This is a genomic window from Olleya sediminilitoris, from assembly GCF_016785945.1.
Taxonomy (GTDB): domain Bacteria; phylum Bacteroidota; class Bacteroidia; order Flavobacteriales; family Flavobacteriaceae; genus Olleya; species Olleya sediminilitoris.
The window spans coordinates 42,256-62,477 of record NZ_JAEMEF010000012.1; the positions used below are offsets into that span (position 1 = coordinate 42,256).

The 20,222-nt window shown below is 31.7% G+C and carries 17 protein-coding genes and 1 pseudogene; 13 read left to right on the top strand and 5 right to left on the bottom strand.

Going from position 1 to position 20,222, the window contains the following annotated elements:
* Positions 1-147: 147 nt before the first annotated feature.
* On the top strand, positions 148-1,197 hold the full coding sequence (gene thiL, locus JAO71_RS12680) for a thiamine-phosphate kinase (RefSeq protein ID WP_203001146.1): 1,050 nt from the start codon (positions 148-150) through the stop codon (positions 1,195-1,197).
* On the opposite strand, the gene JAO71_RS12685 is transcribed toward thiL, so the two are convergent.
* Positions 1,194-1,469: a hypothetical protein gene (locus JAO71_RS12685; protein WP_051431161.1), complete on the bottom strand. Its 276-nt coding sequence runs from the start codon at positions 1,467-1,469 to the stop codon at positions 1,194-1,196. The genes thiL and JAO71_RS12685 overlap by 4 nt on opposite strands.
* 101 nt (positions 1,470-1,570) lie before the next feature.
* Complete coding sequence (locus JAO71_RS12690; protein WP_116823903.1) at positions 1,571-2,344, bottom strand: alpha/beta fold hydrolase; 774 nt, start codon at positions 2,342-2,344, stop codon at positions 1,571-1,573.
* A 96-nt stretch (positions 2,345-2,440) separates the two neighbouring features.
* On the opposite strand from JAO71_RS12690, the gene JAO71_RS12695 reads away from it, so the two are divergent.
* The 3 genes from JAO71_RS12695 to JAO71_RS12705 are packed head-to-tail and all read left to right on the top strand — an operon-like array spanning position 2,441 to position 5,686.
* A complete protein-coding gene (locus tag JAO71_RS12695) occupies positions 2,441-3,988 on the top strand; it encodes a serine hydrolase (RefSeq protein ID WP_203001148.1) in 1,548 nt (515 codons plus the stop codon).
* Between the two features lie 2 nt (positions 3,989-3,990).
* Positions 3,991-5,277, top strand: coding sequence for a branched-chain amino acid transport system II carrier protein (gene brnQ, locus JAO71_RS12700; RefSeq protein ID WP_203001150.1), 1,287 nt, complete (start codon positions 3,991-3,993; stop codon positions 5,275-5,277).
* A 55-nt stretch (positions 5,278-5,332) separates the two neighbouring features.
* Positions 5,333-5,686, top strand: a complete 354-nt coding sequence (locus JAO71_RS12705) for a hypothetical protein (protein ID WP_116823905.1) — start codon at positions 5,333-5,335, stop codon at positions 5,684-5,686.
* On the opposite strand, the gene JAO71_RS12710 is transcribed toward JAO71_RS12705, so the two are convergent.
* Positions 5,687-6,343, bottom strand: a complete 657-nt coding sequence (locus JAO71_RS12710) for a hypothetical protein (RefSeq protein ID WP_028290242.1) — start codon at positions 6,341-6,343, stop codon at positions 5,687-5,689. It lies immediately after the preceding gene.
* 112 nt (positions 6,344-6,455) lie between these two features.
* Between JAO71_RS12710 and JAO71_RS12715 the strand changes: the two genes are divergently transcribed.
* Positions 6,456-7,784 (top strand): aspartate kinase, encoded by a 1,329-nt coding sequence (locus tag JAO71_RS12715; protein WP_116823906.1) that lies wholly within the window; start codon positions 6,456-6,458, stop codon positions 7,782-7,784.
* Between the two features lie 55 nt (positions 7,785-7,839).
* On the opposite strand, the gene JAO71_RS12720 is transcribed toward JAO71_RS12715, so the two are convergent.
* On the bottom strand, positions 7,840-8,490 hold the full coding sequence (locus JAO71_RS12720) for a peroxiredoxin-like family protein (RefSeq protein ID WP_203001152.1): 651 nt from the start codon (positions 8,488-8,490) through the stop codon (positions 7,840-7,842).
* Between the two features lie 73 nt (positions 8,491-8,563).
* Entirely contained in the window at positions 8,564-9,859 is a 1,296-nt protein-coding gene (locus JAO71_RS12725; protein WP_203001154.1) for an aminopeptidase P family protein, read from the bottom strand.
* Positions 9,860-10,077: 218 nt separating this feature from the next.
* Between JAO71_RS12725 and JAO71_RS12730 the strand changes: the two genes are divergently transcribed.
* The 8 genes and pseudogenes from JAO71_RS12730 (at position 10,078) to JAO71_RS12765 (ending at position 20,191) form a co-directional block, all read left to right on the top strand.
* On the top strand, positions 10,078-12,885 hold the full coding sequence (locus JAO71_RS12730) for a beta propeller repeat protein (protein ID WP_203001156.1): 2,808 nt from the start codon (positions 10,078-10,080) through the stop codon (positions 12,883-12,885).
* 113 nt (positions 12,886-12,998) lie between these two features.
* Positions 12,999-14,258 carry a hypothetical protein gene (locus JAO71_RS12735; RefSeq protein WP_203001158.1) on the top strand — a complete coding sequence of 420 codons (1,260 nt, stop codon included), beginning with the start codon at positions 12,999-13,001 and terminating at the stop codon, positions 14,256-14,258.
* A 106-nt stretch (positions 14,259-14,364) separates the two neighbouring features.
* Positions 14,365-15,039, top strand: a complete 675-nt coding sequence (locus JAO71_RS12740; RefSeq protein ID WP_116823911.1) for a succinate dehydrogenase cytochrome b subunit — start codon at positions 14,365-14,367, stop codon at positions 15,037-15,039.
* A gap of 16 nt (positions 15,040-15,055) precedes the next feature.
* A complete protein-coding gene (locus JAO71_RS12745) occupies positions 15,056-17,068 on the top strand; it encodes a fumarate reductase/succinate dehydrogenase flavoprotein subunit (RefSeq protein WP_116823912.1) in 2,013 nt (670 codons plus the stop codon).
* Positions 17,069-17,079: 11 nt separating this feature from the next.
* The gene (locus JAO71_RS12750; protein WP_054852148.1) at positions 17,080-17,826 is read left to right on the top strand and encodes a succinate dehydrogenase/fumarate reductase iron-sulfur subunit; all 747 of its coding nucleotides are present in this window, start codon (positions 17,080-17,082) and stop codon (positions 17,824-17,826) included.
* Between the two features lie 88 nt (positions 17,827-17,914).
* On the top strand, positions 17,915-18,532 hold the full coding sequence (locus JAO71_RS12755; RefSeq protein ID WP_054852147.1) for a TMEM175 family protein: 618 nt from the start codon (positions 17,915-17,917) through the stop codon (positions 18,530-18,532).
* Positions 18,533-18,726: 194 nt separating this feature from the next.
* A pseudogene (locus tag JAO71_RS12760) lies at positions 18,727-19,146 on the top strand (succinate dehydrogenase/fumarate reductase iron-sulfur subunit); the annotation flags it as partial.
* A gap of 112 nt (positions 19,147-19,258) precedes the next feature.
* Positions 19,259-20,191: a M20/M25/M40 family metallo-hydrolase gene (locus JAO71_RS12765; RefSeq protein ID WP_116823913.1), complete on the top strand. Its 933-nt coding sequence runs from the start codon at positions 19,259-19,261 to the stop codon at positions 20,189-20,191.
* Positions 20,192-20,222: the final 31 nt, after the last annotated feature.

The window sequence follows — 20,222 nt, forward strand, 5'->3', positions numbered from 1 at the left end:
AACAAATTTAGCAGAATTAACGATAATTTACATTTTTTACGTGTTAAAATGCTTAATTTATAATAAGTATAACATAGAATGGTTAAAAAACTAACAATTTAAATGTATTTAGCTTATCTATTAAATAAAGCTTAGTATTTTTGCAATATGATAGAAGATAAAAATCAACAACGTACAGACTTAAGTCAATTAGGGGAATTTGGTTTAATAGACCATTTGTCTAAAAGTTTTGAAATCAAGCAGAAATCAACAATTAAGGCTATTGGTGATGATGCTGCTGTTTTAGAATATGATAATAAACGAGTAGTTGTTACTACAGATTTTTTAGTTGAAGGTGTGCACTTTGATTTAAGCTATATGCCTTTAAAGCATTTAGGTTACAAAGCTGTAATTGTGAATCTATCTGATGTTTATGCTATGAATGCTGAAGCAACTCAAATTACAGTGTCTATTGCTGTGTCAAACCGTTTTCCTTTGGAGGCTATTGAAGAGTTGTATGCTGGAATTCAAACCGCTTGTAAATTATATGATATTGATTTAATTGGAGGTGATACTACGTCTTCAACTTCTGGATTAATCATATCTGTAACAGCAATTGGTCAAGTAGATAAAGATAATGAAGTATATAGAAGTGGCGCAAAACCTAACGATTTGTTAGTTGTTTCTGGTGATTTAGGTGGTGCTTATTTAGGGTTGCAAGTTTTAGAACGCGAAAAAGAAGTTTTTAAAGTTAACCCAAACAGTCAGCCAGACTTAGATGCTTACACTTATATTGTTGAGCGTCAATTAAAACCTGAAGCACGTAAGGATATCGTAAAATTATTGCATGAATTAGAGGTTAAACCAACTTCAATGATTGACATAAGTGATGGTTTGTCATCTGAGATTTTACACCTGTGTAAAGCTAGTAAAGTAGGTTGTGATTTATATGAAAACAAGCTGCCATTAGATCCTCAGGTAATTTCTACAGCTGAAGAGTTTAATATGGATAGCACTACTATTGCTTTAAGTGGAGGGGAAGATTACGAGTTGTTAATGACTATATCTCAAGAAGATTATCCTAAAATTAAAGCTAATCCAAACTTAACTGTTATTGGTTTTATAACAGAAGCTGCCTCTGGTGCACATCTAGTAACTAGAGGTGAGCAAAAAATTGAGCTTACAGCACAAGGTTGGAATAGTTTTGATAAAGACTAAGACGTCATTTTTAAAACTTTTGTATTCTGCTGTTTGGCGTAACGTACTAATTTGTTTTGGTGTATGCGCTCTAATACAGAGTTAATCTCTTTGTATTTAGGTGTCATTGCTGTTAATTGACCTGTGCTATCAGTGGTCATTTCTTTTTTACAATGGCTACATTGGTATTCGTTAACGTGATAGGTAATTTGTTTACTTACTTGAAAGTTGTGTCCAAAGATTGAGCAGTATAACTTTCCTTTTTTTGTTGGTTTAGTTTGTACTAGATTCATAATTAGTTTTTTTGTCAGTTTTTGTATGTGGTTAAAAGCCTGACTAATAGGGATGCTCTAATTTATGAACTTATTTTTGAATAAACGACTAAAAGATTTAATTATTCGATGAAATGCACTATTTTTTGTAGGAATTCATCTTTATTTTCGATATATAGCATATGTCCACCATGTAAAAGCACAATATTTAAATCATTCATTCTCTTTAGTTTGGATAAGTCATTTGTTGATAAAATAGGATCATTAGTACCTGCAATTATTAATTTTTTACAGTTTAATTTAGAGAAAACGGAGGTTTTATCAGTTCTAATTTTCATGCCTTCTTGTGTAGCAACATAACCTTGAAGAGGTGTTTTTAAGGCTTCGTTTTTTATTATTTCAATCTCTTTTTCAAATTGCTGTCGGTTGTTTTCGTAAAATAAATTACTAATTGACATGCTGACAAGGTTTTGGTAATTTGTTTTTGCGACTTGAATGGCTCTGTTTCGGAGTTTAATACGGTCTTGGCTATCTGCAAATGGAGTGGAGTTTAATAAACATAGTCCTTTTAACGCATCTGGCTTTTTTTCGGCGAAAGCCAAAGCAACATATCCACCTAGAGAATGCCCAATAATTGTTGAGGTTTTAATTTTTAAATGAATTAAAACCGCATCTACTGCATCTGCAAAATTAGACATTGTGTGTATGTATCCTAAACAACCTGTTAAACCATGACCTAATAAATCTATAGTAATTACTTGATTGCTTTTAGAAAGTGTTGCAACGGTTTGTGTCCACATGGTGCTATTTTCTAGAAAACCGTGGAGTAAAACCACAGTTTCACCTTGTCCATATACTGAGTAAGAAATTGATATGCCTTTATAACTTAAAATCATAGTTTGCAAAGATAGGTTATGTAGTAATTTTAGTGTGTGGTTTTGGTTGTGGATTTACTATATTTGGTATCCTTCATTTTAATTTTTAAAAGAAATATGAAATTTGCACCTATCCTTTATGTTATTGCTTGTCTAAGTTGTCTTACTTTAAGTGCTCAGGTTGAAGAGCAGAAATTAGATCAGCTTATTGAAAATACTTTGAAAACTTTTGAGGTTCCTGGTATTTCTGTAGGTGTTATTAAAGACGGAAAAATTGTGTACGCCAAAGGTCATGGTGTGCGTGCACTGTATAATAATAAACCAATGGATGATAATACTTTAGTTGGTGTGGCTTCTAATAGTAAAGGGTTTACTTGTTTTGCTTTAGCTATGTTAGTGGATCAAGGAAAACTTAGTTGGGATGACAAAGTTAGACAGCATATTCCGGAATTTAAATTAAAAGATGCTTGGGTTACAGAGCAGTTTACTGTAAGAGATTTAGTAACCCATAGAAGCGGAATGGGACTTGGTGCTGGTGACTTAATGTTTTTTCCGGAAGCAGATTTTAAGGTTGAAGATGTGATTAGTAATGTTGGTTATTTAGATGCTGAAAGCTCTTTTAGAAGTCAGTTTGCTTATAATAACAATATGTTTATTATTGCTGGAGAGGTTTTAAAGCGTGTTAGTGGTTTGTCTTGGGAAGAGTTTATTGAAACCAAAATTATGAAACCAGTAGGAATGCTAAATAGTAAAGCGTCTTATAATCGTGTTAGCGATAAATCAAATATTATTGAAGCACATACTTTTGCTGATGGTAAATTAAAACAAATACCACATGATTGGAGTCCAACAGCTAATCCTGCTGGAGGAATTGTAAGTAATGTTAATGATATGCTGACTTGGGCTGAGTTTTTAATGAATGATGCTGTGACTAAAAATGGTGAGCGTCTATTATCTGAAGCTCAATTTTATGAGCTTTGGCAATTGCAAACACCTTTAAAAGTTAGTAAAAATGACAGTTATAATTCTAATTTTAAAGGTTATGGGTTAGGATGGTTTGTAACAGACGTTAAAGGAGGTTATAAACAAGTATATCATACAGGTGGTTTGTTGGGTACAGTGACTCAGTTTACTATGATTCCGGATTTGGATTTGGCAATTGTAGTATTAACTAACCAAATGAATGGTTCAGCGTTTACAACAATAACAAATACTATTAAGGATAGTTATTTAGGTTACAAAAACCGTAATTGGTTACAAATATTAGGTAAGAGTAATGCTGGTTGGTATAAATATAATGATAGTATTAAAACTGAAGTTTTTAATCAAGTTTCTAAAATGAAAAACAATAATGTCATACCTAAACCCTCTACTATTACAGGTACATATAAAGATGCTTGGTTTGGTGATATTGTTTTATCAAAAAACGGAAACGACCTTGTAATTGAGTCTCAAAAATCTGCTACATTAAAAGGGAAGTTGTTACCTTATAATGCGACTACATTTGTTGTAAAATGGAATAACAGAAGTTATGATGCGGATTGTTTCATACAATTTGTTTTTAATGAAAAAGGGCAAGCAGTAAGCGCGACGTTAAAGCCAATAGCTCCAATAACAGATTTTAGCTTTGATTTTGAAGATTTAAAACTAATTAAACAAGACTAATTTTGAATAATACGAAAGACCTTTTAATAACAAGCTTTGCTTTGTTCTCTCTTTTTTTTGGAGCTGGAAATTTATTGTTACCACCTTTATTAGGATATAATGCTGGCGAAGATTGGTTTTGGGTTACTTTAGGTTTTGTTATTACAGCTGTAGCAATCCCTATTATTGGTATTTATGCGCATGCTAAATTACAAGGTACTTTGTATGATTTTGGTAAAAAAGTATCTCCTCTTTTTAGTTTGGTGTATTGTATATTAATTTATGTTATTGCAGTAGCTATACCTTCTCCACGTACTGCAGCAGCGACACATGAGATTGCTATACATCCTAATTTTGGGACATCTCCGCTTTTAACAAGTAGTATTTATTTTGCTTTGGTTTTAGTTTTTGCGCTTAACCGTTCTAAAATACTTGATGTTATAGGTAAATATTTAACCCCTTTTATTGTTTTAATATTACTATTAGTTATTGGTATAGGTTTGTTTAATGCACAAATGGATATTAGTAATTCTAGTTTTGATACACCAATAGTAGATGGGATTTTGGAAGGTTATCAAACCTTTGATGCTATTGCAGCAGTTGTAGTTGGCGCAGTAATTATAATTTCAATAAATATAAAATCTAACCAGTCTTTTGAGTATAAAAAAGACTTAATAAAAAAGTCAGGTGTTATTGCTGGTTTAGGTTTGTTTGTTATTTATGCTGGTTTGATTGCTGTAGGAGCATTTTACGGTTCAGAAATAGAATTAAATAGTGGACTAAGTAATGATGTCCAACGTGCAGACTTATTAATAGGTATTAGTTCTAAAGCTTTAGGTAGTTTTGGTTACAGTATTTTAAGTGTGTTAATTGCTTTAGCTTGTTTTACTACAGCTGTAGGTATAGTCACAGGAGCTGCAGATTATTTTAAAGGATTATTACATAACTCTCAAACCGTTTATGTTATTACTGCAGTTTTAGCGTCTGTATTTGGAGTAATAGTAGGGCAATTGGATTTTAATGATATTATTGTAATTGCATTACCAGTATTGTTATTTATTTATCCAATTACTATTGTTTTAATTATATTAAATGCTATGCCTGACAAATACACTTCGTCACTAGTCTTTAAAGTTGTTGTGTTGTTAACGTTTTTGTTTAGTATAACTGATGTTTTAGGGTTTTTAAGCCCTTCAGATACATTATCTATTATTGTTGACTATATTCCATTTGCTAAGCATAGTTTAGGATGGGTTTTACCTGCTTGTATTGGCTTAATTTTAACTAATTTGAAAACTCAAAAATCTTGATTTTTTTAAGTTGATTTGTTAATTTTGTGACATTCATTTATTTTAAATTTAAGCTATGAAAAATTTTATTTTCACTTTAGTATTTTCAGTTTTTACCTTCATGTCTTTTGGTCAAAACACTCCAAAAGTTGGTGATCAACTAGTTGTTAAATCACCTAAAGCAGAAAGTTACAAATATGTAGATTTTCCTAAGTTAAATATTTTAGTAAAACGTGGTCAGTTAGCAAGTTATAATGCTGTTATAGATCAGGTTGTGGTTGTAGATCAAGTCATAGAACTAAATTATAATACCACTACTGTTGTTTTAAAAATGAAAGATGAATCTAAATTTTTCAATCTTTATAAAACAGTAAAAGCAAATTATAATAAAGCAATCGAATCAGGTGAATTGGTTGTACTTAAACAATAATTAGTTTTTTAAGTTTTTAATAACTGAAAATGCTTTGTCTACGACGTGGTCTTCTACTAAAACAGTAAACTCGTTTGTAGTAGATACTACTTCATAAATTGGTATGTTTTCCCAAGCCAAACGTTTAAATATCTGATAGTATAATCCCGATATCTTTGAGTTATCCTTTGGTAAACGCACACTTATTGCAGACAAGCTTTCTTGTAATCCAATTTGATGTTCGTTAGCAAAACATTTGGTAACAACTTTCTTTTCCGAACTTGATATAATTATATTGCTTTCATAAATACCTCGTGTAAAAGCGTAAAAAATATCCTTATCAGTTTCGACTTGCTCTAAAATTTTAGTGTGACTCTGTATTAATGTTTCAGAATTCTGAAATGTAAAATCACTCAAGTTAGAGCGTACAGTAATATCTCCTAATTTTTGCAATGTGCTTTTTAGTTTTAGCGAGTGTCGTAACGTATTAGGTGTGTTGTATCGTCTTAATGCCATCATGATGGCTCCAGACTTAACAGGTTTACGTAACATAGCACTAATTGGAGCGTTAAGTTCTTCTGCTAACGCAGAGTAGTTAATAATACTTCGGGATAATGCTTCTTCTAGAAAAGGTTGGGTAATTAATATGTCTTCAACACAAGATGCTATTGTTTTCATAAACGTATTTTTGTTAATTATTTAACAATTTGTGTAAAAGTAGTACAATTTTTTCATTTTTATGGGTTTCAGTGTGTTGCTCACTAATTTTACGCTATAAAAAAGAAATAATATGTTGGTATTAAAATTTGGAGGTACATCTGTTGGGTCAATAAAAAACATGATTAATGTTAAAAATATCATTAATGATGGACAAAAAAAAATAGTCGTACTATCTGCAATGTCAGGAACAACAAACACTTTGGTTAGTCTGTCTGAAGATATTAAAAACGGTAATTTTGATCAAGCTTTGGCTACCATTACTTCACTTAGAGCAAATTATGATACTACGATAAATGCATTAATAACTAACCCAGAAATTTATAAATCTGTTTTTGTTTACGTTAGTAATGTGTTTAATACATTAGAAGCTTCTATTAATAAACTTCATACGACTTTACTTTATAATCAAATTGTCGCTCAAGGCGAATTGCTGTCTACTTATATTTTTAACGCTTACTTACAACAAGAAAACATTAATGCAGCATTATTGCCTGCTTTAGATTTTATGCGAATTGATAAAACTAACGAACCAGATAATTTTTACATTCAACAAAATTTAGATAGAGTTATTGCTGAAAAACCTGATGCGCAAATTTATATTACACAAGGTTTTATATGTCGAAATGCTGAAGGAGAAGTTAGTAATTTACAACGTGGAGGAAGCGATTATACAGCAACCATAATTGGAGCTGTTGTTAAAGCAGAAGAAGTACAAATTTGGACTGATATAGACGGTTTTCATAACAACGATCCTAGATATGTTGATAATACACAGGCAATATCTAATTTGTCTTTTGATGAGTCTGCAGAGTTGGCTTATTTTGGAGCTAAAATATTGCATCCTCAAACCGTAATGCCAGTGAGTGCTTTTGATATTCCTGTAAGATTAAAAAACACCATGTCACCAGATGCACATGGTACGTTAATAACTAATCAAGTACATGGTGAAGGTATAAAAGCAATAGCAGCTAAAGATGGTATAACAGCAATAAAAATTAAGTCTGTAAGGATGTTATTGGCTCATGGGTTTTTAAAGAAAGTTTTTGAGATTTTTGAGCGTTATGAAACCTCAATAGATATGATTACAACCTCAGAAATTGCTGTCTCGTTAACTATTGATGACACGACGCATCTAGAAGCAATTGTTGAAGAGTTAGAGCGTTTTGCTTTAGTTGAGGTTGATGATTATATGAGCATAGTTTGTTTAGTTGGTAACGCAATTATTTATCACGCAGATACACCAAATTTATTTCAAGTTTTACAAGATGTTAATGTAAGAATGATCTCTTATGGAGGAAGTAATAATAATATCTCCTTATTAATTAATACTAGTGATAAATTAGAAACATTACAAAAACTACAGCGTTATGTTTTTGAAAACGGCAGCGTATTGGTGTAAAATAAAAAAGCGAACTTATTAAGTTCGCTTTTCTATTAAAAATTAAATGTATTTTTTACGATAGCTTTTTTAAAGCTTCAATAATTTCTTCAGGTTCTGAGCGTGTTCTGTAATCTACATTTACATAGTTCCATTTTACTAAGCCATCTTGACCTATTATAAAAGTTGCAGGAATAGGTAAAACACTACCGTTGCCATTATTGATTTTTTTCAAATCAAGGTTTCTGTCTACTCGCATGTGGTCCATTAAAAAATCTGGTACTTTCCATGCTACACCATAACTTGAAGCTACTTTTGCATCCTGATCAGATAAAACAATAAAGTCCATATTGTTTATGTCGTTTTCAGTCAATGATCCATCAGGTGCTTCAGGGCTTATAGCAACCAATGTTGCACCTAAAGCATGAATATCCTTTAATCTAGCTTGTAACGCTCTAAGTTGTAAATTACAATAAGGACACCAACTACCACGATAAAAAGTAACAACAACTGGACCTTGATTTAATAAATTTGATAAACTAGTTTGGTCGCCTTTAGGATCTGGAAGATTAAATTCAGGAGCTTTTGTGTTTATCTTTAAAGCATCTTTGCCTTGTTCAAAAGCTTTTGCTTGTTTTATAATGTCATCAACACCTTTCATAAATTCAGGATTGTTTTTTCGTCCTGATTCAATTTTTGCGTCTGTTTGCTCTTTAAGTGTCTTCATCTTGTGTTTAAATTGTGGTAATTTTAAAATTTAAAAAGCGAGCTTTGAGGCTCGCTTTTCAATGTAAATTGTATTATGACTTATTCATTAGGTCTTCAATTTCTTCTACTTCAATAGGTATGTTACGCATTAAATTAAATGGTTCTCCTGTTTTTTGGATAACCACATCATCTTCTAGTCTAATACCAAATCCTTCATCAGGAATATAAATTCCAGGTTCAACTGTAAAAACATTATTAGCTTGCATTGGTTCTGTTAAAATACCATAGTCATGCGTGTCTAATCCCATATGGTGAGATGTACCATGCATAAAGTATTTTTTATAAGCAGGCCAATCTGGATTTTCGTTTTGTACATCTGCTTTATCTAATAGGCCCAATCCTAAAAGTTCACTAGTCATTAATTTACCAACTTCTACGTGGTAATCTTTCCAAATAGTTCCAGGAATTAACATTTTGGTAGCTGCATTTTTAACTCTTAAAACAGCGTTGTAAACCTCTTTTTGTCTGTCGTTAAAACGTCCAGAAACAGGTATGGTGCGTGTCATGTCACTTGCATAATTAGCATATTCTGCTCCTGCATCGATTAAAATTAAATCGCCAGCTTTACACTCTTGATTGTTTTCTATATAATGTAATACATTAGCGTTGTTACCAGAACCTACAATTGGTGTGTATGAAAAACCTTTAGAACGGTTATTTAAAAACTCATGCATAAACTCGGCTTCAATATTATATTCCATAACGCCAGGTTTAACAAAATTTAAAACACGTCTAAAACCTTTGTTTGTAATCTCGCAAGCGGTTTGGATTAAATCTAGTTCTATTTGATCTTTTACAGATCTTAAACGTTGTAAAATTGGGTTGCTTTTAGCAACACTATGTGCAGGATATTTATTTTTCAGCCATTTACTAAAACGATCTTCTCTGGTTTGGGTTTCTACATTGGCTCTGTAATGTTCATTAGTGTTGATGTAAACCGTTTCGGCTTGTGTCATCATTTCAAATACTACTTTTTCTAGGTCTTGTAGCCAGTATACGGTTTCAATTCCGCTAGTTTTTAATGCTGCTTCTTTAGTTAATTTTTCACCTTCCCAAACAGCAATGTGCTCATTGGTTTCTTTTAAAAATAAAACTTCTCTGTTTTTTGGGTTTGGACAATCAGGAAACAAGACTAAAACGCTTTCTTCTTGGTCAACACCACTTAGGTAAAAGATGTCTCTGTGTTGTTGAAAAGGCATTGTGCTGTCTGCACTAATTGGGTAAATATCGTTTGAATTAAAAAAAGCAATACTTTTTGGCTTCATTTGAGAAGCAAAGTTTTTACGGTTTTTTATAAAAAGAGCGGAGTCTATTTGGTGATATTTCATAAGGAAAAATATAGTTTTTTTATTTCCACAGTAGTGAAAAAAACATTGATAAAATGAAGTTATAAAATTTTCCGTCAAGCGGAAATTATAATTAGTTGTAAAAATAAGAACTTTAAAATACATAAGTTATAAAAGCATCTTAAAATCTATCCTGATTTAATTATTTGCTTGTTACTATTTACTTTTATCTGTATCTTCAAACCTTATAAAATTCAACCATGAAATTAAGATTTATTTTATCCCTATTTATTGTATTTTCTGTTAATGCACAACAGGATTTACTAACGCAAAAAGCACAATTGCAATCTAACTCCATTGTTAAAAACGTAGCTTTTCAAAACATTGGTCCAACAGTTATGAGTGGTCGTGTTGTTGATTTAGCTGTTAATCCAGAAAAACCATCAGAGTTTTATGTTGGTTATGCCTCAGGAGGTTTGTGGTATACTGCAAATAATGGAACAACTTTTAGTCCAGTTATGGATATTACACAAACCCAAAATATTGGTGATATTGCTGTAGACTGGAAAACAGGAACTATTTGGGTTGGTACTGGAGAAAATAATGCGTCAAGATCTTCATACGCAGGAGTTGGTATGTTTAAATCTACTGATAATGGTCAAAATTGGCAATTTGTAGGGTTACCAGACTCGCATCATGTTGGACGTATTTTAATAAATCCTAATAATGTAGATGAAGTAACTGTTGGTGTTACTGGTGCTTTGTACTCTAAATCAGAAGATAGAGGTGTGTATAAAACTAAAGATGGAGGTCAAACTTGGTCTAAAACTTTATTTATTGATGACGCTAGCGGAATAATAGATATGCAACATGCACCAAATGATTATAATACGATGTTTGCAACGTCTTGGACAAAAGACAGAAAAGCATGGAATTTTGATGGAAGCGGAAATAATTCGGCAATATATAAAAGTACAGATGCTGGAGATACTTGGGTTAAGGTGTCTACAGAAAAAAGTGGCTTTCCAACTGGTGAAGGTGTTGGTCGTATTGGATTAGCTGTTTACAATACTAATATTATTTATGCCATACATGATAGTCAATTTAGAAGACCGTCAAGCGGAAAAAAAGAGAAAAGAAGAGGGCTTCAAAAAGACGATTTTAAAAAGATGAGTACTTCTGAATTTTTAAGTTTAGAAGATAAAAAGTTAAATAGTTTTTTGAAAATGAATGGTTTTCAGGAAAAATATAGATCAGAAAATGTGAAGCAAATGGTGCGTAGCGGAAACGTTAAGCCTATTGATTTAGCTCATTATTTAGAAGATGCTAATTCTATGCTATTTGATACACCAGTTATTGGAGCGGAAGTTTATAAAAGTACTGATGGTGGATTAACATGGTCAAAAACACATAATGATTATTTAAATGATTTATATTACAGTTATGGTTATTATTTTGGCCATGTATATGTGTCGCCATCAGATCAAAATGATATTTATGTCTATGGTGTGCCAATTTTAAAATCTAAAGATGGTGGTCAAACGTTTGCATCTATTAGTGCCGAGAATGTACATGCAGATCATCATGCGCTTTGGATTAATCCACAAAACCCTAACCATTTAATTAATGGTAATGATGGTGGAGTTAATATTACTTATGACGATGGCGAAAATTGGATAAAAAATAACTCGCCTTCAGTTGGACAATTTTATGCAATAAACGTAGATAATCAAAAACCTTATAGCGTTTATGGAGGTTTACAAGATAATGGTGTTTGGGTAGGTGCTAATAATGCTAAAGAAAATAAAGCTTGGCATCAATCAGGTCAATATCCTTGGGAATCAATAATGGGTGGAGATGGTATGCAAATCCAAATAGATAATCGTAATCCGGATATTGTTTATACAGGTTATCAATTTGGTAATTATTATAGGATTGATAGAGGTACAGGAGATCGAAAGTATATTCAACCTAAACATGAGTTGGGTGAAAAACCTTATCGTTTTAATTGGCAAACACCAATCCTTTTGTCAAAACATAATCAGGATATTCTCTATTTAGGTGGTAATAAATTAATGAGGTCTTTGGATAAAGGTGATACTTGGACAGCGATTAGTCAAGATTTAACTCAAGGTGGTAAAAAAGGAAACGTAGCTTATGGAACAATAACAACTATAAGCGAATCTCCTTTTGAGTTTGGTTTAATGTATGTTGGAAGTGATGACGGTGTAATAAGTATTACCAAAAATCAAGGCGCAACTTGGGAAGATATTTCGACAAACTTACCAAATGATTTATGGGTAAGTCGTGTAGTAGCTTCTAGACATAAAAAAGAGCGTGTTTACGTTACATTAAATGGTTACAGATTTGATAATTTTAATACCTACGTATTTAAAAGTGATAATTACGGACAAACATGGGAGTCTATTAGTGCAAATATCCCTACATCACCTGTTAATGTTATTGTTGAAGATGAATTTAAAGATAATATTTTATACCTAGGTACAGACAATGGTGCTTATGTTAGTTTTGATAATGGAGAACGATGGGAAGCGTTTTCTAAAAATTTGCCAGCTGTAGCTGTTCATGATATTAAAACTCAAAAAGAAAGTAATGATTTGTTATTAGGGACTCATGGTCGTGGTATATATAAAACTAATATAGCTTCATTACAAGCTTATAATTCGACTATTAAGTCAAGTAATATTACAATTTTTGACTTAAATAAAATTAGATATTCATCTCGTTGGGGAAATTCTTGGAGTAAATGGATGCAGCCTTTCCAACCTAGTACAACCATTCAGTTGTTTAGTAATACTTCAGGTGAAAAAGAGGTTGAAATCCTTTCTGAAAGCAATAAAAAAATACAAAGCTTCAAAGTTAATTTAGATAAAGGGTTTAATTATGTTGACTATGATTTAACATTGTCTGAAAAAGGTCGTAAAACGTTAATGAAAGAAAATGTAATTTTGGATATAAATAAAGCTAAAAATGACAAGTATTATATTCCTAAAGGAAATTATAAAATTAAAATTGATGGAGTAGAAAAGGCTTTTGTAGTAGAGTAGTTTAAGCTATTCCAAGTTAAAAAAATGGTGTTTTATTTTTTTAAGGTGTAACAATTTAAATAAACTATTATCTATACTATGTATTTATCAATTGTTAACCTTAAAAAAGTAAAATGAAAAATCTACTAATCTTAGCCATATTATTAATTGTTTTCCAATCATGTACTAAAACCAAGCAAGATTATTTAAAAGAAAATAGGTTTGATCTAAATAGTGCCTCTTTTAACTTTCCTCAAGACAATTTTAAAATTTTAGGTTTTGGTGGTTATCATGGTAGTGCTAAAACCGAAGAAGTAGAACTGTTACTTTTAGAGGATTTATTAAATGCTAAAACTATTAAATATTATCTTCCTGAAACGGATTTTAGTATTGCTCACTATTTTAATAAATTTTTAAAAACAGGAGATACATTACTCCTAAAAGATTTGGTGATAAATTCTGGTATCAGAGTCAAACAAGAGCGTACCATCCAGATGTATAACAAATGGAAAGCTTTAAAAAAAATAAACGATAGTTTTGACGAAAAAGATAGACTTATCGTTGTTGGTGTAGATTATCAAATTAATTATAAATATGCTTCAAGACATATACTAGAACTTGTAAGTAATACAGATCAATCTTTACCATACATACAAGATATCCAAAATATGGTTGATATAGATACGACTAGTTATGCTAGAGGAGACCTTAGTTTTGCATATCATAAATTAAAAGCTTTAATCGATGACTATGAATCAAATAAAGCATTGTATACAAATAAAATTAGTGATGTTAAGGTGTTTGAGCATATCATTACAAATTTTAAAACTACGGTTGGTAACTCAACACCAGAAAGAGAACAGGTCATGTATGATAATTATTTAGCGTTAAGTAAGTTTTATGATTTTAAAAATAATCCACAGTTTTTAAGAATGGGTTTTTCTCACATTTGTAAATCAAGAGAAGGAGCAGAAGGTTATCCTTATTTCTTTACAAGGTTAGTAGAAAATGAAATCTATAAAACAGATGATGTTATTTCGGTTATGGCTTATTTTACAGATAGTGAAGTTGTTTGGGATGAATTGTATAATGAAAATGGAGATTATAAAGGATTTACAACTGAAGCTGGTTTTGGTATTGGAGATTATGAAAAAGAATATTTTAGAGGTATTCAAAACTTAAAACAAACTAAGTTGTCGGACAAGACCTTATTTAGACTTAATGCTACAAACACACTTTATGCAGATCACAATCCTGATTTGATTGATGTAATAATGACGGATGAAAAGTCCAATACTGAAGCAGTTAAAGGACAGTCTACCGTAGATTTTATTGATTATGCTGTGCTAATATCCAATTCTGAGGCTAGTACACCAATTTATGAAATGAAATAAAATAGCATACTTATACTCATTCTAAATAGTACAAAAAAGATGTAAAATTTGTTAGTATATCGCTTGTGGCTTATCTTTGTATAACAAATAATTAACTACAATTATAATGAGCGGAATTTTAAATTCTTCAATAGGAAGAAAGTTTGCTATGGCACTTTCGGCACTCTTTCTAATGATTTTTATTTTACAACACTTTGCAATTAACATCCTTTCTGTGATTAGTCCAGATGCTTTTAATGAAGCATCACATTTCATGGGTACGTTTTGGGCTGTGCAATATTTATTACAACCAGTTTTGATAATTGGTGTAATATTCCATTTTGTAATGGGATTTGTTTTAGAAATAAAAAACAATAAGGCAAGAGCGATTAGCTATGCAAAAAACAATGGAGCAGCAAACTCTAGTTGGATGAGTAGAAACATGATCTGGAGTGGAGGTTTCATTTTAGTGTTTTTGGTTATTCACTTTATCGATTTCTGGATTCCAGAAATAAACACCAAATATATTGTTGGTGATATGTCAGGTACTTTACCTAGTGGTGAATTTAGATACCACGAAGAGTTAGTACATAAATTTAAAGACTTATGGCGTGTAGCGTTGTATTGCGTAGGATTTGTTTTCTTAGCATTACACTTGTTACATGGTTTCAATTCTGCTTTTCAATCAGTTGGAGCAAATAATAAATACACAAAGGGTTTAAAAGGATTTAGTAAAGTTTATGCAATTGGTGTTCCTGCAGGATTCATCTTCATTGCTGTTTTTCACTTTTTAAACCACTAAAAAATACAGAGATATTATGGCATTAGATTCTAAAATACCTCAAGGTCCAATTGCAGACAAATGGACTAATTATAAAAATCATATCGACTTAGTTAATCCAGCAAACAAACGTAACATTGATGTTATTGTCGTTGGTACAGGATTAGCAGGTGGATCAGCAGCAGCTACTTTAGCAGAGCTTGGATATAACGTAAAAGCATTTTGCTTTCAAGATTCTCCAAGACGTGCGCATTCAATTGCAGCACAAGGAGGTATCAACGCAGCAAAAAACTATCAAGGTGATGGTGACTCAACTTACAGATTGTTTTATGATACTGTAAAAGGTGGAGATTACCGTTCTCGTGAAGCAAACGTTTATCGTTTAGCTGAGGTTTCAACAAATATTATTGACCAATGTGTTGCTCAAGGTGTACCTTTTGCACGTGAGTATGGTGGATTATTAGATAATCGTTCGTTTGGTGGAGTACTAGTATCACGTACGTTTTACGCAGCTGGACAAACAGGACAACAATTATTATTAGGAGCATATTCTGCTATGAACCGTCAAATCGGTCGTGGTAAAATCAAAATGTACAACCGTCACGAAATGTTAGACGTTGTTAAGGTTGATGGAAAAGCTCGTGGAATTATAACACGTAATTTAATTACTGGAGAAATCGAAAGACACTCAGCTCACGCTGTGGTTTTAGGTACTGGTGGTTATGGTAACGTTTTCTTCTTGTCAACAAACGCGATGGGAAGTAATGTAACAGCAGCTTGGAAAGCGCACAAACGTGGTGCTTATTTTGCTAATCCATGTTACACACAAATTCACCCAACATGTATTCCTGTTTCTGGAGATCATCAGTCTAAATTAACTTTGATGTCTGAGTCTTTACGTAACGATGGACGTATTTGGGTACCAAAACATATGAAAGATGTTGAGGCTATTAAAGCAGGAACATTAAAACCAAAAGATTTAGCAGAAAGCGATAGAGATTATTACTTAGAGCGTCGTTATCCAGCTTTTGGAAACTTAGTGCCTCGTGATGTTGCCTCTCGTGCAGCAAAAGAGCGTTGTGATGCAGGTTATGGTGTTAATGCAACAGGTGAAGCTGTATTCTTAGATTTTGCTTCGGCAATTCAACGTTACGGTAAAGAAGCTGCTCATGTTAAAGGATTAAATGAAAATGATACTGCTCTTGTTACTAAATTAGGACAAGAAATTATCAAAAATAAATACGGAAACTTATTCCAAATGTATGAGAAGATTGTAGATCAAGATCCATACAACACACCAATGATGATTTATCCAGCGGTTCACTATACAATGGGTGGAATTTGGGTAGATTATAACTTGATGACTAGTGTACCTGGTTTATATGCAATTGGAGAAGCAAATTTCTCTGATCATGGTGCAAACAGACTTGGTGCTTCAGCATTAATGCAAGGTTTAGCAGATGGTTATTTTGTCTTACCGTATACAATTGGTGACTATTTATCTGATGATATTCGTACTGGTCCAATTTCAACTGAAACAAAAGAATTTGAAGAGGCTGAAAAAGAAGTTCGTGAAAGAATTGAGTTTTTTGTAAATAACGAAGGGTCCCATTCTGTTGATTATTTCCATAAGAAATTAGGGAAAATCATGTGGAACAAAGTTGGTATGTCTAGAAACGTTCAAGGTTTAACTGAAGCTATTTCTGAAATCAAAGCTTTAAGAGAAGAGTTCTGGAAAGACGTTAGAGTACCAGGAACTAACGAAGAGTTTAACGAAGAACTTGCAAAAGCAGGTCGTGTAGCTGACTTCCTTGAATTAGGAGAGTTATTTGCTAAAGATGCACTAAACAGAGAAGAATCTTGTGGTGGACACTTTAGAGAAGACTCTGTAGAGTTAGATGGAGAACAAAAAGGAGAAGCATTACGTGATGATGAAAATTACGCATACGTTGCTGCTTGGGAATATAAAGGAGAACCTAGTGATGCTGTTTTACATAAAGAGCAACTAGAGTTTAATGATATCGAATTAAAACAAAGAAGTTATAAATAAGGAGAGCTATGATGAATTTAACACTTAAAATTTGGCGTCAAAAAAACGCAAGTGATAAAGGGAAAATGGTTGATTATCCAATCAGTAACATATCTCCAGATATGTCTTTTCTTGAAATGTTAGACGTTTTAAATAACGAATTAATTGAAAAAGGAGAAGAACCTGTTTCATTTGACCATGATTGTCGTGAAGGTATCTGTGGTTCTTGCTCATTATATATTAATGGTGAAGCTCACGGTCCAGATCGTTTAATAACTACGTGTCAATTACACATGCGCACCTTTAAAGACGGTGAAACTATAACTATTGAACCATGGAGAGCAACTGCTTTTCCTGTTATTAAAGATTTAGTTGTAGATAGAACTGCTTTTGATCGTATACAACATGCAGGAGGATTTATTTCTGTAAATACGTCTGGAAACACTATTGATGCAAATGCTATACCAGTTAACAAACAAGATGCAGATGATGCTTTTTCAGCAGCTACTTGTATTGGTTGTGGAGCATGTGTTGCGTCTTGTAAAAACTCTTCAGCAATGCTATTTGTTGGAGCTAAGGTTTCTCAATTTGCTTTATTGCCACAAGGACAAGTAGAAGCAACAGATCGTGTATTAAACATGGTTAAGCAAATGGATGAAGAAGGTTTTGGTAACTGTACAAATACAGGTGCATGTGAAGTTGAGTGTCCTAAAGGAATTTCTTTAGAAAACATTGCTCGTATGAATACTGAATTCTTAAAAGCATCTTTAAAAGGATAATATTCATATCTCTTATACAATAGAAAAATGCTCAAAAGAAAATTTTGAGCATTTTTTATTTTTTCAATTTCTTAAATCAACTACAACTATGAATCACCTTATTTTTGATAAAAAACGTGTAATCAGTTTTAGTGATGCTATTTTCTCTATAGCTATTACTCTATTAGTTTTAGAAATAAGTATTCCTTCTTATAAATTGATAGAACAACATGGTACTTGGGTAGTTTTACAAAGTAAAATACCTAGCTTTATTGGTTTGGTTGTAAGTTTTTTTGTTATTGCTTTATATTGGGTTACTCATATGAGAATTACCAAATATGTATCAACAGTAAATAATAAACTATTATGGCTCAATATATTTCTTCTTTTGTTTATTGTTTTACTTCCTTTTTCTACTGCTTTTTATGTTGGTAGTTTTAATTTAACTGGACCGTTTATCTTTTATTGTTTTAATCTATCTTCTATAGCTCTTATTAATTATTTAATGATTAAGTATATCATAAAAAAAGAAAATGGTCAAACGGGTTTAAAAAATACTATAGGTAAATGGGAAAAAGCAAGAGCTATGAATAGCTTTTGGGTTTGGATTTTTTCAGGAATAATGGCTTTTATATTCCCTACTACATCTAGATATCTTTTTTTGCTAATATTTCTAATTAATCCATTAATTAATCGTGTTTATATAAAAAAAGGCCTAGATATTTAGTCTTAAGTAACAGTTTTTTAATTATGATAAAATTAACTTGACAGTTTATAACATTATAATGAGCTGTATAAAACACAAAAAAATCTATTTAAATCAAATTAATTGATAGTTAAATTACTTGTCTGTATAGATTTTTTTTAGAAGGTATGAGCATAATTACTACGAAAAACCCTTTAAATAAAAAATAATCTACAGTAAAAGATTTAATTGTTGATAGAAGTGCTTTTGATCGTGTACAACATGCAGGTGGATTTATATCTGTAAACACATCTGGAAACACTATTGATGCAAATGCAACTCCAGTAAATAAAGCTGATGCTGATAAAGCTTTTGAAGCAACAACTTGTATTGGTTGTGGTGCTTGTGTAGTAACTTGTAAAAACTCTTCAGCAATGTTATTTGATGGAGCTAGTGTATCTCAATTTGCTTTATTGCCACAAGGTAAATTAGAAGCTACAGATCGTGTTTTAAACATGGTAAAACAAATGGATGAAGAAGGTTTTGTTAATTGTACTAATACTACAGCTTGTGAGGTTGAATGATCTAAAGGAATTTCTTTAAAGGACATTACACGTGTGAATCGTGAGTACCTTGGCGCAAGCCTAAAAGGATAAGCCTATACTGTATAGCAGTAAATTAAATATTTAAAAACCCATGCAACATAGCTTGGGTTTTTTAGTTACATTTATATTAAATTTAAAGATTATGAGACTCTTTTATATTCTAATGTCAGTACTTTTAGTAAGTTGTAAAACAGATACATCTACTAATAAAATATTTAAAAATACAACGCCTTTAGATATCGTTAAAGACTCTATTACTGGTTATTTCTTTAATACAGAAATACTTTTAGAAGACGTCAAAAACTTATCTTCTGATACTTTTGAAGGAAGAAGAACAGGGACCAAAGGTGCAGCCTTAGCAAGAAATTACGTCATTGATCACTTCACGTCACTAGGCGTAAAACCATTAAATAACACTTTTGAGCAGTCCTTTAGTTTTTCTGATAAAAAAATATATAATGCTGTTAATATTTTAGGTGTCATAAATGGACGAGAAAAAACCGACAAATACATTGTTATATCAGCACATTATGATCATGAAGGTATTAAAAATGGTAAAATTTATAATGGAGCAGATGATGATGCTTCTGGTGTTAGTGCTTTATTTGCTTTTGCGGAATATTTTGCTAAAAATCCACCTAAACATAACGTTATCTTAGCAGCTTTTGATGCTGAAGAATTAGGTTTAAAAGGGGCTTATCATTTTGTTGAAAACAACATTTTAACAAAACGACGCAATATAGTATTAAACTTAAATATGGATATGATTAGCCGAAGTGAAAAACAACAGCTATTTGCTGTAGGAACTAGTCATTACCCAATTTTAAAACCTACAATTGCTAATTTTAAAGATATTGGAGTAGTGGATTTGTTAATTGATCATGAAGGATTAACAAAAGCTGATGATTGGTCTTTTGCAAGTGATCATGCTGCGTTTCATAAAGCAAAAATCCCTTTTGTGTATTTTGGAGTTGCTGATCATGAAGATTATCATGAGCCAACAGATGATTTTGAAAATATTGATCAACAGTTTTATAAAGATGCAGTTCAAACTATAATTTCTGTATTTACTCAATTTGATAATTTAGATTTATAATTATAACTTTTCAAACATCTATGTGAATGTT